This is a genomic window from Streptomyces griseus subsp. griseus (assembly GCF_000720255.1).
In the GTDB taxonomy this organism is placed as follows: Bacteria; Actinomycetota; Actinomycetes; order Streptomycetales; family Streptomycetaceae; genus Streptomyces; species Streptomyces griseus_I.
In genome coordinates this window covers 96,096-112,190 of sequence record NZ_JOJE01000015.1, presented here as the reverse complement: position 1 = coordinate 112,190, position 16,095 = coordinate 96,096, and the positions used below count along the sequence as shown (strand labels likewise).

Here is a 16,095-nt window from a genome sequence, read left to right as displayed (position 1 = left end):
GATCGCCGTACCAGGGGGATCTCGAATACGACGAGGAGGGCGGACTCCGATTGGCCGAGCAGCAGTTCACTCAGTTCCTGCTGTCACTGGACCGGTTCCAGAAGCAGCTCGACGCGTTCATGCTCGGCCGCTACCTGGCATGCGACTTCGGCGGCGACCTCGGGGATGACGGCGATTCGACACTCAGCCCGCAGGTACGGCTCGATGTCGTGGAGGGTGCGCCGCGGGTGACGCTCGACCATGCCATCACCTGGATGGACCTGACCCGGGACCAGGAGCCGAACGAGTACCGCCTCGCCGTGACCCTCGCCTTCACCGAGGCGGGGACCACGGCGGAGGCGCTCGTCCGGCTCGACCTGGAGCGGGACATGGGCGAGTGGCCGGCCGGGGTCCACACACCGTACCGGCGGCACGTCGAAGGACTGGACCTCGACGAGGCCCTGGCCTTCGTCGAGGCCCGGGTCGCCGAACTGTGCGAGCGATACGACGACGCGGCCCGCCTGGGCCTGGCGCGGCGGTCCTGATGCCCGAGCCGAGGCCCACGTGAAGCCCACCCTCGTCCTGCTGGTGCCGGGCTCGGACCGTGAGCGGTTGCTCGCGGATCTCCGGGCACTCGGTCTGACGGACCGACCGGACCCGTTCTTCGACCTGCTCGAACTCGGCGAGCACGCCTACGGTTTCGTGCTCTCCGGGCGCGTGATCGAGGACTTCGAGCCGGAGGAGCTCGAAGAGGTCGCGCGGGTGGCGCCGGATCCGTACGCGGTCCTCGTGGAGTACGAGAACGCCGAGTCGGCGAAGGCCCTGCTCGACTTCCTCATCCGCGACCGGACGGGCGTGGTGGACACGAATTACGGGGAGCTCATCGAGTTCTCCGAGTTCGTGCGGCGCATGGAGAGTGCACCGGACTGGGACTGGCGGTCGTGAACCTGGTCTCGGAGCTCCTGTCGGAACGTAACCTCGGCGTGGCGGCCGAGGCTCGTCTTCGCCTCCGACGTGTTGACCGGGGAGCACCGGTACGCGTTGCCCGAGAATCTCGCGCGTCTCGGGTGACCGGGATATCGGGATGGCGGAGAGGCCCTGTCGGATTCGTCCGGCAGGGCCCCTCCTTTTGTCGTCTCGTGCGCTACCAGATCGCCTCGACCCACTCCGGGTGGTCGATGAACGGGTTGCGGTTGTGCTGGTAGGTGTCGTAGATGACCTGGTTGCGCTTCTCCTCGAAGGCGCTCGGCGGGTCCTCGTCGTTCCACTGCTTGAGAACGGAGAGCTTGCCGATGTACGGGTTGCTGCCGTTGTTGACCTTCTCGTTGGGCTCCAGGTCGGCGAAGCCGTCGCCGCCGTCGTACCGCACGGCCATGTAGAGGATCATGCGGGCCACGTCGCCCTTGTCGGCGTCGCGCGGTTCGAAGGAGTCGGAGTCGACGAGGCTGCCGCCACCGCCCGAGACCGCGCTGCCGCCGTTGTCGAAGTCCAGGTTGCCGCGGATGCTGTTGACCTTGACGTCCGCGGGGCGCAGGTGGTGCAGGTCGGAGCCCGGTCCGGTGACCTCGCCGAAGTCGCCGTGGGACTTGGCCCACACGTGCTCGCGGTTCCAGTCCCCGACGTCGCCGCCGTTGAGGGACTTGCTGCGCGAGACACCGCTGTACAGCAGGATCACGTTGTTGCTGTTGTTCGGGTCCTGGTCGGTGACCTTGAGGGCGTTCCAGACCGCGGAGTACGAGATCTTCGTCTGGCTGCTGATGATGGTGTGCAGGGAGGACTTGAGGCTCGTGCCCGTCTTGCCGACCGCGTTCTTGTAATACGTGGAGTCGTACGCCGTCGTGGTGGCCGCGGCAGGGGTCGCGGTGAGGGCGGGCGCGGAGAGGCCGGCCAGGACGGCGGCGGTGGCAAGGGCCACCGACTTCCATCGGCGTATGCGTGTCGCCAGCATGTGGGGTCCGATCTACGCGGGTTGATTGGAGGCGGCAATCGGGAGAGTGACATGGACATGAGGCTGTGTAAATGGACTGCGCGTGTCCATTGGGTGACCGGAAGCGGCAAATCCCCTCTTGTCCACGCGAGTTGACATGGCAGGAAAGCCCCTGACCGGAAGGCCAGGGGCTGTTGGGGCCGGATCGTCAGCTGACGTCCGACGGGTCCAGGCGGTAGATCGTCGACTGGTCGCTCTGCGAGGAGGTGTCCGAGCCGGAGTCCGTCGCGGTCTTGCCGTAGTCGCTCTCCTTCACCGCCGTACCGTTCTTCCGCACCCACTCCGTGACCTCGGAGCTGACGTCGGACCCGCCCCCCGGGCCACCGCCCATGCCGCCGCCACCGATCTGGATGTAATGCAGCTCGCCCGCCCTCACCAGCTCCTTGAGCCTGGTCGGGGTCATCGCCTTGTCGCTGCCGGACCAGCCCCACATGGAGATCACCGGCTCACCGCTGCTGAGGACGAGCTGCGCCGCGCTCTGCGAACTGGACACCGCGAGCAGCCACTTGGCACCGTCCTGGTGCTTCTTCAGGTAGGCGATCAGCTCACTGCTCGCGCCGCCCATACCGCCGCCGAGGCCACCGCGCATGCCGTCGGCGCCTTCACCGGGCTGGGCGTTGGGCGCCGTACCACCCGCTTCGGCCGTACCGCCGGGCAGCTCACCGTTGCCGCCCCCCGCCTGCCGTCCACCGGGGAACCCGCCCTGCTGGCCGCCAGGCCCTCCGTCGTTCCCACCGTCGGGGAATCCACCCCGGCCGCCGCCGCCGCCTCCTCCTCCGTCGCCGGGGCCGCCCATCCCGCCGCCCGTCGAAGGCCCGGCCGTCGGGTTCGTACCCCCCATGCCGCCGCCGCCCGATCCCGCACCGGACGGCACCGACCAGGCGTACGCGGCCGGTCCCGCGACGGCCGCGACGATGGCCGCGGCCACCGAAGCCGTCAGCAGACGGAGGCGGTTGCCGGAGCGTCCCGAGCGGAAGACGAACAGCCCCACGATCGCCAGCGCCATCACGACCCCGACGGCCGGCCACAGCCAGGTGTTCCAGCCGGAGGCCCGGCGCAGCAGCACGATCGCCCACACGGCGGTGACGCCGAGGGCGAGCGGCAACACCCACGCCCACCGCTTGTCCGCGCGGAAGGCACGCAGCAGCATCAGGCCGCCGCCCCCGCACAGCGCCGCGATGCCGGGGGCGAGCGCGGTCGTGTAGTACGGGTGCATGGTGCCCTCGGCCATCGCGAAGGTCAGGTAGTGCAGGACGGTCCAGCCGCCCCACATCAGCAGCGCGGCGCGTGTGAGGTCGGTACGCGGGGCGCGCACGCACAGCACCAGGCCACCGAGCAGTGCGATCGCAGAGAAGGGGATGAGCCAGGAGATCTGGCCGCCGAGGATCTCGTTGAACATACGGCCGATGCCCCCGGCCCCGGAGAAGCCGCCTCCTCCGCCTCCGCCGCCGCCTCCGCCCCCGCCGTTGCCCTCGCCGCCGAAGATCCGCCCGAGGCCGTTGTAGCCCATGATCAGGTTCCAGGCGGTGCCGTCGGTCGAGCCGCCGATGTACGGCCGCTCCGACGCCGGCACCAGCGACACGGCCGCCGCCCACCAGAAGCTGGAGACGGCCAGGACCACACCGGCGAGGAGGAGGTTGACGATCCGCTTCACCAACGTCGGCCTGGCCGCGTACAGGTAGACCGCGAAGACGGCGGGCAGCGCGATGTAGCCCTGGAGCATCTTCGTGTTGAAGGCGAGGCCGTAGCAGGCGGCGGAGCCCAGCAGCGGCAGCAGCCTGCCGTCGTACGTGGCCCGCAGCGCGAGGGCCGCGCCCGCCACCATCAGGAACACCAGCAGCGTGTCAGGGTTGTTGTCGCGGTTGATGGCGACGGTGATCGGGGTGAGCGCCAGTACCAGCGCGGCGACCGTCGCCGCGCCGTGCCCCCACACCCGCTTCACGGACGCGTGCAGGATCCAGATCGTCGCGACGGCGACCAGGACCATCGGCAGCATCATCTGCCAGGTGCCGAAGCCGAATATCCGGCAGGACAGGCCCATGACCATCAGCGCGAACGGTGGTTTGTCGACCGTCATGAAGTTGCCCGCGTCCAGCGAGCCGAAGAACCAGGCCTTCCAGCTCTCGGTACCGCTCATCACGGCGGCACTGTAAAAGCTGTTGAGGCTGGACCCGGACAGGTTCCAGGAGTACAGCGCCGCCGCCAGGATCAGGATCGCGATCAGCGCGGGCAGGGACCAGCGGGGTGCCTTGTCAGGCGGAGGCGGTTCGGGGGTCACGGTCGGGCGGGGGAGTGTGTCGGTGGCAGATGTCACGCCCCGCATCCTGAACGGCCGGGGTGGGTGAGCGCTGTGCCGTACCTGGCCGGTGCCTGTGAATCGGCACAAGCTCCTCGGTCGGGGTTGCGCAGGTTCAGATGGAGACGCTTCCGACCTTGACGGCTGAGACGAACGATGACCAGCTGGTCGACTCGAAGACCAGCGCGGGCCCGCCCTGGATCTTGGAATCTCGGACGGGGACGCCCGATGGGTGCCCGTCGAGGACTTCGACACAGCTGCCGGCTTCGGGGCCGCTGTAGGACGACTTCCTCCAGCCGCTCATTGCGGACGAGTTCGCCAATGTTCGGTCATTCATGGTGCTCGTAGTCATATTCTTTCCGATCATGCGCGCTCTGTTCCCAGGATCCTTCGACCCGGTCACTCAAGGGCACCAGGACGTTCTCCGCCGCGCCGCCCTCCTGTTCGACGAGGTCGTCGTCTGCGTGATGTTCAATTCGAGCAAGACCGGCCGCTTCTCCATCACCGAACGGCTGGACCGGCTCCGCGCGGCAGCGACTGACCTGAGCAACGTCACGGTCGACTCCCACACCGGCGGCCTGCTGGTCGACTACTGCCGCCGTGTCGGAATCGACGTCGTTGTCCGCGGAGTCCGCGGCGTTCGCGACTTGGACTACGAAATGCCGATGGCCCGCATGAACCGCGAACTGGCCGGAGTCGAAACGTTCTTCATCGCTGCAGACCCCGCCCTGACCCACATCTCCTCCACCCTCGTCACCGAGATGAGTCGACAGGACCGTGTTGCGAATGATGCCGCGGCGGGCGAAACGCTCACTCAGGCGGGACCCGGCACGAAGCGGCTCAGCCGGTAGGTCGTCGGCTGCGTGAGGCGTCCGCAGAGGGTGTCCAGCCGCACCGCCGTCCAGTCGATCCGCTGGTCCGACGCTCGCAGACGGCGTATGTGGGCACGCCATTCCGACTCGTCCTGGGTCTCGAAGAGCACTTCCCAGTGACCCGCTTCAGGGACGAAGCGAGCGGCGGCCCGCTGCCACTCGTCGTGGCGCTGCCGTTTCCTCTCGCGTTGCCCTGGCATCAGCCCAGCATCGCCGGACCGGGCAACCGCAGCAAGACGATTACCTGCATTGCGAACAGCCGTACAACTTTCGGTCACTTGGGCGAGTCAAACCCGCATGACTCGCCGTAGCCCTCACCGCACCCGCCTCATCGGCACCGCGCTCACCGCCGGAGCGTTCATATCCTGCGTGGCGGTCGCCGCGCCCGCCACCGCCGCCCCCACACCCACCGTCGCCTGTACGTCCGCGAAGGCCGGCCTCGCCGCCAAGCTGAAGACGGACATCACCGCGGCGCTCGCGGGCCGCCGGGGCACCGTCGCCGTGGGCCTGTACGACCGTACGACCAACACCACCTGCACCCTGCGCGCCACCACCGCCTACGACTCGGCCAGCACCGTCAAGGTCACCGTCCTGGCCACGCTGTTGTGGGACGCGAAGAAGCACAACCGCTACCTCACCGACCGTGAGACCACCCTCGCCAAGGCCATGATCACCCAGTCGGACAACGACTCGACCTCCACCCTGTGGCGGCAGTTGGGCCTGACGAAGATCAAGGGCTTCCTCACCGCTGCCGGGATGACCCAGACCAAGCCGGGCGCCGACGGCTACTGGGGCCTGACCCAGATCACCGTCAACGACGAGCAGAAGCTGCTCAAGCTCATCACCGCCAAGAACACCGTCCTCAGCGACAATTCCCGCGCTTACATCCTGAAGCTGATGGGCCAGGTCGTCTCGTCCCAGCGCTGGGGCACGCCCGCCGGGGCGCCGTCCACCGTCGCCGTGCACGTCAAGAACGGCTGGCTGCAGCGCGCCACGCACGGCTGGCGGGTGCACAGCCTCGGCACCTTCAACGGCGCCGGCCACGACTACATGATCAGCGTGCTGACTCAGGACAACAGCACCATGGACTACGGCGTCACCACCATCCAGAACGTCGCCAAGGCCATCCACAAGGACCTGGTGCCGACCACGTCCAGCGCTACGCGCTACACCCCGACCAGCACGCCCCGCGAGGCGTTCGTGGCGGTTCCGGAACAGGGCTGACGCTTCACCAGGCGGTCTCCCGCCGGTCACCGGACCGTCCTACGGTGACGCCCATGCGCCTGCGAACCGTACTCGCCACCCTCACCGCCGGCCTGGCGGCGGCCACGTGCCTCTCTGCCGCCGGGCCGGCCGCCGCCGCCCCGGGCGACCACACCTGTTCCCCCTCCGTCTCCATCGACCGCTTCTCCGACGCGCTCGACAAGACGACGTACGACGGCACCTTCGTCGGCAACCTCTCCGCCCTCGCCCTCGACCGGAACGGCTCGCTCGCGGCCCTCTCCGACCGCTCCGCCCTGTTCGACCTGGACGCGAGAACCCTCGCCCCGCGCTCCGCCCTCCCCCTCGCCGACGAGAACGGCACCGCCCTCGATTCCGAGGGCCTGGTCGTCGACCGGGACGGCACCCGGCTGATCACCTCCGAGACGGAGCCCTCGATCCGCCGCTACTCCCGCGACGGCCGGATCCTCGACCGCCTCCCCGTACCGGACGCCCTCCGCGTCGCCCCGGCCGGCCGCGCCCAGTCCAACGGCACCTTCGAGGGTTTGACCCTGCTGCCCGGCGGCCGCACCCTGCTCGCCTCGATGGAGTACGCGCTCAGCGGTGACACCGCCGGCCTCGTCCGCTTCCAGACCTGGCAGCGGACGTACGGCGGCCACTTCCGGCTCGGCCCGCAGTACGCCTACCGCGCCGACGCGGGCCTCGGTGTCCCGGAGGTCCAGGCGACCCGCGACGGCCGCCTGCTCGTCCTGGAGCGGGGCTTCACTGTGGGCGTCGGCAACACGGTCCGCCTCTACCTGGCGGACCCCCGCCATGCCACGGACACGAGCGGCATCGAGAACCTCACCGGCCAGGACGGCGTACGTCTGGTCAGGAAGACCCTGCTGGCCGACATCGCCGACTGCCCGACCCTGGGCGCCACGGCGAAGCAGCCCCAGCCGAATCCCCTCCTCGACAACATCGAGGGGATGGTGATCACAGGCCGCAGCGAGGGCCGCCTGAGGGTGCTGCTGGTCAGCGACGACAACCAGAACGCGACGCAGACGACACGGTTCTGCTTCCTGCGCGTACGTGTCTGAATCAGTGCCTGGACCAGTATCCGAACCAGTACCTGAACCAGTGCTCGAACCGTCTCCGATTGTTGCGGAGGGATGAAATCCGCTCCGGGCCGCGTTGGTGCCTTCCGGAACACCAGGTCGAAAAATCGGAGGGCACCGACGTGGCAGCGCAGCCGGGATGGGCGCGGAGACTGGCCGGGTACGCCTGGCGTTACCCGAAGGACGTCGTCCTGGCCCTCGGCTCATCACTGGGCGGCATGGCCGTCATGGCCGTCGTCCCGCTGATCACCAAGGTCATCATCGACGACGTCATCGGTGACCACACCCGTGACATGGCCCCCTGGGCGGGCGCCCTGATCGGCGCCGCACTCCTCGTCTATGCCCTCACCTACATCCGCCGGTACTACGGCGGCCGCCTCGCCCTCGACGTCCAGCACGATCTGCGCACCGCGATGTTCGCGACGATCACCCGCCTCGACGGCCGGCGCCAGGACGAGCTGTCCACCGGCCAGGTCGTGGGCCGCGCCACCAGCGACCTCCAGCTCATCCAGGGCCTGCTCTTCATGCTCCCGATGACCATCGGGAACTTCGCCCTCTTCCTGATCTCCCTCGTGGTGATGGCCTGGCTGTCCCTGCCCCTCACGCTGGTGGCCGTCGCGGTCGCCCCCGCCCTGTGGTGGATCGCCAAACGCAGCCGCACCAAGCTCCACCCGGCCACCTGGTACGCCCAGGCCCAGGCCGCCGCCGTCGCGGGCGTGGTCGACGGCGCCGTCTCCGGCGTACGGGTGGTGAAGGGCTTCGGGCAGGAGGAGCAGGAGAACGGCAAGCTCAGGGAGGTCGGCCGGCGCCTCTTCGCCGGGCGGCTGCGCACCATCCGGCTGAACTCCAGGTACACCCCCGCCCTCCAGGCCGTGCCCGCCCTCGGCCAGGTCGCGATGCTCGCCCTCGGCGGCTGGCTCGCCGTGCGCGGGCACATCACCCTCGGTACGTTCGTCGCCTTCTCCACCTACCTCGCGCAGCTCGTCGGCCCGGTCCGCATGCTCGCCATGGTCCTCACCGTCGGACAGCAGGCCCGCGCGGGCACCGAGCGCGTCCTGGAGCTGATCGACACCGAGCCGTCGATCGAGGAGGGCACGAAGGAACTGCCCGCCGACGCGCCCGCGACCGTCGAGTTCGACGACGTGTCCTTCGGCTACGACCCCGAGCACCCCGTCCTCGACGGGCTCAGCTTCCAGATCCGCCCCGGCGAGACCCTCGCCGTCGTCGGCTCCTCCGGCTCCGGCAAGTCCACCGTCTCCCTCCTGCTTCCGCGCTTCTACGACGTGACACGCGGCGCCGTCCTGATCGGCGGCCACGACGTCCGCGAGCTCACCCTGGACTCGCTGCGGGCCGCGATCGGGCTGGTCCCCGAGGACTCCTTCCTCTTCTCCGACACCGTCCGCGCCAATATCGCCTATGGCCGCCCCGACGCGACCGACGAGCAGATCGAGGCCGCCGCCCGCGCCGCCCAGGCGGACCGTTTCATCGCGGAGCTGCCCGACGGCTACGCCACCACGGTCGGTGAGCACGGCCTCACCCTCTCCGGCGGCCAGCGCCAGCGCGTCGCCCTCGCCCGCGCCCTGCTCACCGACCCCCGCCTGCTCGTCCTGGACGACGCCACCTCCGCCGTGGACGCCCGCGTGGAGCACGAGATCCACGAGGCTCTCACGCGCGTCATGGAGGGCCGCACGACCCTCCTGATCGCCCACCGCCGCTCCACCCTCAACCTGGCCGACCGCATCGCCGTCCTCGACGCCGGCCGCCTCGCCGACATCGGCACCCACGAAGAGCTCCAGGAACGCTCCGCCCTCTACCGGCGCCTGCTCACCGACCCCGACGAGCTGGGCGGCGTCTCGCCGGGCCACGCCCTGCCCGCCGCGCCCCAGGAGGACACCTCCGTACGGGACGAGCTGGACGCCGAGTTCGACGCGGAGCGCGGGGTGACGCCCCGGCTGTGGACGGGGGACCGCGAGCCCAAGGACCTCGCGCTCGCCGGGACACCGGCCACCCCCGAGCTCCTCGCGAAGGTCGACGCGCTGCCCCCGGCCACGGACACCCCGGACATCGACGAGGCCGGCGCGGTCACCCCGGAGGAGTCCTACGGCCTGCGCAGGCTGCTGCGGGGCTTCGGACTCCCGCTCCTGGTCAGCCTCGCCCTCGTCGCCTCGGACGCCGGCATGGGCCTGCTGCTGCCGATCCTGATCCGGCACGGCATCGACCAGGGCGTCACGCAGGTCGCGCTCGGCGCGGTCTGGGCGGCGTCGCTGCTCGGCCTGGTCACCGTGCTCGTGCAGTGGGCGGCGCAGGTCGGTGAGACCCGGATGACGGGACGCACCGGTGAGCGTGTCCTGTACGCGCTCCGCCTGAAGATCTTCTCCCAGCTCCAGCGGCTGGGCCTCGACTACTACGAGCGGGAGCTGACCGGCCGGATCATGACGAGGATGACGACGGACGTCGACGCCCTCTCCACCTTCCTCCAGACCGGCCTGGTCACCGCGTTCGTCTCGGTCGTCACCTTCTTCGGCATCATGGTCGCCCTGCTGGTGCTCGACGTACAGCTCGCCCTCGTCGTCTTCGCCACTCTGCCCCCGCTGATCATCGCCACGTATTTCTTCCGCCGGGCGAGCGTGAAGGCGTACGAACTGGCCCGCGAGCGGGTGTCCGTCGTCAACGCCGACCTCCAGGAGTCGGTGTCCGGGCTGCGGATCGTGCAGGCGTTCCGGCGTGAGCTCGACGGCGGGCGCAGGTTCGCCGAGCGCAGCGACAGCTACCGGCAGGCGCGTATCCGGGGCCAGTGGCTGATCTCCATCTACTTCCCCTTCGTCCAGCTGCTGTCGTCGGTCGCCGCGGCCGCCGTGCTGATCGCGGGCGCGGGCCGGATCGACGCGGCCACGCTGACGACCGGCGCGCTGGTGGCGTACCTGCTGTACATCGACCTGTTCTTCGCGCCCGTCCAGCAGCTCTCGCAGGTCTTCGACGGCTACCAGCAGGCGACGGTGTCGTTGGGCCGCATCCAGGAACTGCTCCAGGAGCCGACGTCCACGAAGTCGGCCGACGAGCCCCTGGAGGTCCTCTCCCTGCGCGGCGAGATCGCCTTCGAGGACGTGTACTTCGCGTACGGCGACGAGGAGGAGGCCCTCACCGGCATCGACCTGCGCATCCCCGCCGGTCAGACCGTCGCCTTCGTCGGCGAGACCGGCGCCGGCAAGTCCACCCTGGTCAAGCTGGTGGCCCGGTTCTACGACCCCACCTCGGGCCGCGTCACCGCCGACGGCACGGATCTGCGCGCCCTCGACCTCACGTCGTACCGCCACCGCCTGGGTGTCGTCCCGCAGGAGGCGTACCTCTTCCAGGGCACCGTCCGCGACGCCATCGCCTACGGCCGTCCCGACGCCACCGACGCCGAGGTGGAGGCGGCGGCTCGGGCGGTCGGCGCGCACGAGATGATCGCCACGCTGGAGGGCGGCTACCTCCACGAGGTCGCGGAGCGCGGCCGCAACCTCTCCGCCGGCCAGCGCCAGCTCATCGCCCTCGCCCGCGCGGAGCTGGTCGACCCCGATGTCCTCCTCCTCGACGAGGCCACCGCCGCCCTCGATCTCGCCACGGAGGCCCAGGTCAACCAGGCCACCGACCGCCTCGCGGGCCGCCGCACCACCCTCGTCGTGGCCCACCGCCTGACCACCGCCGCCCGCGCGGACCGCGTCGTCGTGATGGATCACGGCAAGGTCGTGGAGGACGGCACGCACGAGGAGTTGCTGGCGTTGGAGGGGCGGTATGCCCTGTTGTGGCGGACGTTCGTGGGGGAGGACGTGTCTGTGGTGGCTTGATGGGACGGTGGTGTCCGGGGGGTGTCGTTGTGCGGCCACGTCTGGTGCCGGACGGAGTCCGGCCGGTCGTCCCGAAGCCGGGAGGCCCGCCAGGGCCGAGCGTCGCGAGGGCGACGTCGGGGGGTTCGGCCCACGGCAAGGTGGTGGAGGACGGCACGCACGAGGAGTTGCTGGCGTTGGAGGGGCGGTATGCCCTGTTGTGGCGGACGTTCGTGGGGGAGGACGTGTCTGTGGGGGCCTGATGGGGCGACCGCGCAACCATCCGACGTGCGTGCTGCGTCCGTACATCTGTACGGCAATGGCGGGGGACGGAAGGGGCGCGGACTGTGGACAGTGGTGCGATACGGCGATGGCTGGCGCTCGGCACGTCCGTCTTCACCGCCTCCGCCATCCTCGCCCTGGCGTCGCCGGCGACCGCCCACGCCGCGCCCACGCAGTGCGAGGGCCGCAAGGTCAGGACGCTCACCTTCTCCACCGGCTCGGTCAAGATCTACAAGCAGGGCGGCTACCTCTGCGCCATCACGGTCCCCAAGGACCCCGGCACCCACCGCCGGATGACGGTCAGTGTGCACGCGCGCGGGCTCCACGCGGTGGAGGACACGGGGCTGTACGCGTACCGGGCGGGACCGGTCACGGTGCACGTGGGACACCAGCCCGTGCTGATCAGCGGCAGGGTCGGCCGGGACTCCAAGAGCACCGGCTGGACCCGTTTCTGACCTCCTGATTCCCAACCTCCCCTGGTGTGAACAGAGTTGAGCCGATAACTTCCGGCGCATATCTGTTTCACAGGGAGGGTGCATGCGCAAGGCGCTCAGATGGCTGCTGGCGCTCACGGTGCTCATAGGCACGTTGAGCACGGCAGGAGCGGCCACCGCCGCCGAGCCGGAGGCCACGGACATCAAGGACCAGCTGCTCGCGATACCGGGCATGAGTCTGATCCAGGAGAAGCCCTACACCGGCTACCGCTACTTCGTCCTGAACTACACACAGCCGGTCGACCACCGGCACCCGTCCAAGGGCACGTTCCAGCAGCGCATCACCGTGCTGCACAAGGACGTCAGCCGCCCCACGGTCTTCTACACCGGCGGCTACAACGTCTCCACGACCCCGAGCCGCCGCGAGCCGACCCAGATCGTGGACGGCAACCAGGTCTCCATGGAGTACCGCTTCTTCAACCCGTCGCGCCCCGACCCGGCCGACTGGTCCAAGCTGGACATCTGGCAGGCGGCCAGCGACCAGCACCGCATCTTCAAGGCACTGAAGAAGATCTACTCCAAGAACTGGATCTCCACGGGCGGCTCCAAGGGCGGCATGACGGCCACCTACTACGAGCGCTTCTACCCCAAGGACATGGACGGCGTCGTCGCGTACGTCGCCCCCAACGACGTGGTGAACAACGAGGACTCGGCCTACGACCGGTTCTTCGCCACCGTCGGCACCAAGGAGTGCCGCGACCGCCTGAACGCGGTGCAGCGCGAGGCACTGGTGCGCCGTGCGCCGCTGGAGAAGAAGTACGAGGCGTACGCGGCCGAGAACGGCTACACGTTCACGACCATCGGCAGCCTGGACCGGGCCTACGAGGCCGTCGTCCTCGACTACGTCTGGGGATTCTGGCAGTACAGCCTGCTCTCCGACTGCGACACCGTCCCGGCGAACGCCAAGACCGCGACCGACGACGAGATCTGGACCTCGGTGGACACGATCTCCGGCTTCTCCGCCTACGCCGACCAGGGCCTGGAGACGTACACCCCGTACTACTACCAGGCGGGCACCCAACTCGGCGCCCCCACCATCCGCTTCCCGCACATCGAGAAGGAGTACATCCGCTACGGCTACCAGCCGCCCCGCAACTTCGTCCCCCGCTCCATCCCGATGAAGTTCCAGCCGTGGGTCATGCGTGACGTCGACACCTGGGTCAAGAACAACGCCCGCCACATGCTCTTCGTCTACGGCCAGAACGACCCGTGGGGAGCGGAGCCCTTCCACCTCGGCAGGGGCGCCAAGGACTCCTACGTCTTCACCGCCCCCGGCCTGAACCACGGCGCCAACGTGGCCGGCCTGGTCCCCGACCAGAAGGCCCTCGCCACGTCCCGCATCCTGGACTGGGCAGGCGTCTCCGCCACCGCGGTGGCGAAGGCGAAGCCGCTGGCGAAGTTCGACGCGAAGCTGGACGTACGCGACGTGGAGCGGGAGCCCGCGCTGCGTCCGTAGCCCGGTAGGCGGGAGAGCTCACAGTCGCCGGGCGCAGCCCACCGGCTTCTCCACGCCGCCGAGTTGCACGTACAGGGCCGTGGACACCGGGCACTTCGCACGGGTGTCCACGGCCTTCGTCACCTCGTACTCCGGGGTGTGCCCGCCCTCGCCGCCGCAGGCGGTCTCCCGCACCCGGCCGTCGCCGAGGCCGTAGACGCAGTCGCCGACGATGGTGCGGGGGCCGCCTCCGCCTCCCGGGTCGCCCGGGTGCGGGGTCGCCAGCTTGCGCATGCAGGCGTAGCCCCGGGGGACCGCTCCGTCGCCGTCCTCGTCGGAGGCGGTGGACTGTTCGCTGATGTGCAGGACGAAGTCGGTGGTCGCGGGGCAGGCCGGGCCGTCGCCCACGGTGCCGTCGTGCCGGGCGACCACACGGGCCGCCGCCCGCTCCCCGGCGCAGGGCACCTCGGTGAAGGCCGTGCCGAAGGAACTGCACTCGTCGACGCCGAGGAAGACGGAACCGTAGCCGGACGGGGTGGCCGTGGCGGCCGCCCGCTCACCGAGTTCGCCCTCCTGCGGCGGCGCGACCTCCTGACAGCCGGTCAGCAGGACGGCGACCAGCGCGGTCAGCGCGCACACCGCACCGACGCTCCGTCTCTCGCGCATCGCCATCCCCCCAGACCCCCGACCAGCGTGGCCCGCGGAGGTGGGCGCACGCCAGCGGTCCGGGGCGCTTTGCGCCCGTTGCGGATCGTACGTCTGTCACGAGGCGTACGTCCGGATACGTCTAATACGACAGCCCGTACCCGAGGGGGTACAGCACCCGTGCCGGGGCGTCCGCCCGCTGCACCGGCACCGGCAGCCGCCCCCGGGGAGCGACCCGCCCGGCGATCACGCGTGCCGCCGCGCGCAGTTCGACGTCGGTCCAGGAGTAGGTCGCCAAGCAGGCCTTGACGGAGGGCAGTTGGGCCACGTCGTACGGATTGCGGACCGCGACCGCCACCACCGGCTTCCCCGTCGCCAGTAACCGCTCCACCAGCGTCCGCTGGGAGCTGCTCGCCGAGACGTTGTACGTCCCCACCACCACCGCGTCCGCGTCGGCGGCCGCCCACACCGCCCGGTCGATGGTCTCCGGGGCGGGGGCCGTGCCCGTGGACAGGGCCGTCGCCGTGAAGCCGAGCTCGGTGAGGGCGGTCGCGAGGACTCCCGTCGGCGGTCCCGTGGTGCCCGAGGGCGAGGCCGGGTCGGCGCCCACGACCAGGATCCTGCGGTGTGCACGGCGCGACAGCGGCAGCAGCGAACCCTCGTTGACCAGCAGGGTCGTCGTCCGCTCGGCGATCCGGTCGGCCGTCGCGAGATGGCCGCGGACCCCGACCGCGCGCTCGACACCGGACTGGCTGACGTACGGCCGCTCGAACAGGCCGAGCCTGGTCTTCAGCCGCAGGATCCGCAGAATCGACACGTCGAGCCGCGCCTCCGTCAGCTCGCCGTCCTGTACGGCCTTCAACACCGCGTTCCACGCCACGTCCAGCTCGGGCGGGTTGAGGAGCTGGTCCACGCCCGCCTTGAGCGCCAGCACCGGCACCCGGTCGTCGCCGTACTTCGTCCGGACGCCCGCCATGTCGAGCGCGTCGGTCACCACCACCCCGTCGTAGCCGAGCCGCTCGCGCAGGATGCCGGTCAGGATCGGGCGGGACAGGGTGGCCGGGTCGCCGGAGTCGTCAAGGGCCGGGACCAGGATGTGCGCGGTCATGATCGAGTCGATGCCCGCCGCGATCGCCGCCCGGAACGGCACCGCGTCCAGCCTCTCCCACACCTCACGGGTGTGCGTGATGACCGGGAAGCCGTAGTGACTGTCCACCGCCGTGTCGCCGTGCCCGGGGAAGTGCTTGGCCGTCGCCGCGACCCCCGACTCCTGATAGCCCCTCACCTCCGCCGCGACCAGGCGGGCCACCGCGTCCGGGTCGGCGCCGAAGGACCGTACCCCGATGACCGGGTTGGCCGGGTTCACGTTCACGTCGGCCACGGGGGAGTAGTCCTGGCGGATGCCGATCGCGCGCAACTCCTCGCCCGCGATCCGTCCGAGAGCCCGTGCGTCGGCCGTCGACCCGCCCGCCCCGACCGCCATCGCCCCCGGGAAGAGCGTGGCCGGCCTGCCCACCCGGCACACGATCCCGTGCTCCTGGTCGGTGGAGACCAGCACGGGCAGCCCGCGCGGCCGCGCCAGGGACGCCCGCTGGATGCCGTTGGACAGGTCCGCGATCTGGTGCGGGTCCCGGGTGTTGTGCGCCCAGATGAAGTAGATGACCCCGCCCACGTGGTACTTCGCGATCAGCTCGGCGGCGCTGCGGACGCCGAGCTCCCTGAGATTGGCGTCGACGTCCGCCTGGTCGGGCGCGGTCGCCGAGTGGCCGTACACACGCGTGACGAAGAGCTGGCCGACCTTCTCCTCGAGCGTCATCCGGGAGATCAGGGCGCGGAGCTTGTCGTCGTCGGGGCGGGCGGCGTACGCGGTGCTGCCGACCGTCAGACCCGCGGTGACACCCGCGGAGGCGGCGAGAACGGTTCGTCTGGAGGGCACGTGTGCTCCTTCCGGAGGGCATCCACTGAAGGAAACTGCCGAGTA

General features: G+C 70.1%; 14 protein-coding genes. 8 read left to right on the top strand and 6 right to left on the bottom strand.

The window, feature by feature from the left end; translation table 11 throughout:
* Positions 1 to 50 precede the first annotated feature (50 nt).
* Together IG99_RS21500 and IG99_RS21495 are read left to right on the top strand one after the other, a co-directional pair.
* Entirely contained in the window at positions 51 to 524 is a 474-nt protein-coding gene (locus IG99_RS21500) for a hypothetical protein (RefSeq protein ID WP_037676390.1), read from the top strand.
* A 19-nt stretch (positions 525 to 543) separates the two neighbouring features.
* Complete coding sequence (locus IG99_RS21495; RefSeq protein WP_037676389.1) at positions 544 to 924, top strand: hypothetical protein; 381 nt, start codon at positions 544 to 546, stop codon at positions 922 to 924.
* Between the two features lie 199 nt (positions 925 to 1,123).
* Here the strand turns inward: IG99_RS21495 and IG99_RS21490 are convergent, their stop codons facing one another.
* The 3 genes from IG99_RS21490 to IG99_RS21480 form a co-directional block, all read right to left on the bottom strand.
* Positions 1,124 to 1,927 (bottom strand): endonuclease I family protein, encoded by an 804-nt coding sequence (locus IG99_RS21490; protein WP_037676388.1) that lies wholly within the window; start codon positions 1,925 to 1,927, stop codon positions 1,124 to 1,126.
* Positions 1,928 to 2,114: 187 nt separating this feature from the next.
* Complete coding sequence (locus IG99_RS21485; protein WP_037676387.1) at positions 2,115 to 4,280, bottom strand: glycosyltransferase family 39 protein; 2,166 nt, start codon at positions 4,278 to 4,280, stop codon at positions 2,115 to 2,117.
* A 97-nt stretch (positions 4,281 to 4,377) separates the two neighbouring features.
* A complete protein-coding gene (locus IG99_RS21480; protein ID WP_037676386.1) occupies positions 4,378 to 4,599 on the bottom strand; it encodes a DUF397 domain-containing protein in 222 nt (73 codons plus the stop codon).
* Between IG99_RS21480 and coaD the strand changes: the two genes are divergently transcribed.
* Positions 4,598 to 5,113, top strand: coding sequence for a pantetheine-phosphate adenylyltransferase (coaD, locus tag IG99_RS21475; protein WP_234311913.1), 516 nt, complete (start codon positions 4,598 to 4,600; stop codon positions 5,111 to 5,113). The two genes, IG99_RS21480 and coaD, sit on opposite strands and share 2 nt — an antisense overlap.
* Here coaD and IG99_RS21470 read toward each other — a convergent pair.
* Positions 5,077 to 5,334: a hypothetical protein gene (locus IG99_RS21470; protein ID WP_037676385.1), complete on the bottom strand. Its 258-nt coding sequence runs from the start codon at positions 5,332 to 5,334 to the stop codon at positions 5,077 to 5,079. The two genes, coaD and IG99_RS21470, sit on opposite strands and share 37 nt — an antisense overlap.
* A 97-nt stretch (positions 5,335 to 5,431) precedes the next feature.
* Between IG99_RS21470 and IG99_RS21465 the strand changes: the two genes are divergently transcribed.
* The 5 genes from IG99_RS21465 to IG99_RS21445 all read left to right on the top strand — a co-directional run bounded on the left by IG99_RS21465 (position 5,432) and on the right by IG99_RS21445 (position 13,490).
* Complete coding sequence (locus tag IG99_RS21465; RefSeq protein ID WP_037676384.1) at positions 5,432 to 6,358, top strand: serine hydrolase; 927 nt, start codon at positions 5,432 to 5,434, stop codon at positions 6,356 to 6,358.
* A 53-nt stretch (positions 6,359 to 6,411) separates the two neighbouring features.
* Positions 6,412 to 7,434, top strand: coding sequence for an esterase-like activity of phytase family protein (locus IG99_RS21460; protein ID WP_037676380.1), 1,023 nt, complete (start codon positions 6,412 to 6,414; stop codon positions 7,432 to 7,434).
* Positions 7,435 to 7,574: 140 nt separating this feature from the next.
* Positions 7,575 to 11,279, top strand: a complete 3,705-nt coding sequence (locus IG99_RS21455; RefSeq protein WP_037676379.1) for an ABC transporter ATP-binding protein — start codon at positions 7,575 to 7,577, stop codon at positions 11,277 to 11,279.
* Positions 11,280 to 11,605: 326 nt separating this feature from the next.
* Entirely contained in the window at positions 11,606 to 11,995 is a 390-nt protein-coding gene (locus tag IG99_RS21450; protein WP_037676378.1) for a hypothetical protein, read from the top strand.
* Positions 11,996 to 12,077: 82 nt separating this feature from the next.
* Entirely contained in the window at positions 12,078 to 13,490 is a 1,413-nt protein-coding gene (locus IG99_RS21445) for a S28 family serine protease (protein WP_037676377.1), read from the top strand.
* 18 nt (positions 13,491 to 13,508) lie between these two features.
* On the opposite strand, the gene IG99_RS21440 is transcribed toward IG99_RS21445, so the two are convergent.
* Positions 13,509 to 14,135, bottom strand: a complete 627-nt coding sequence (locus IG99_RS21440) for a hypothetical protein (protein ID WP_037676376.1) — start codon at positions 14,133 to 14,135, stop codon at positions 13,509 to 13,511.
* A gap of 121 nt (positions 14,136 to 14,256) precedes the next feature.
* Positions 14,257 to 16,050, bottom strand: coding sequence for a glycoside hydrolase family 3 protein (locus IG99_RS21435; protein ID WP_037676374.1), 1,794 nt, complete (start codon positions 16,048 to 16,050; stop codon positions 14,257 to 14,259).
* Positions 16,051 to 16,095: the final 45 nt, after the last annotated feature.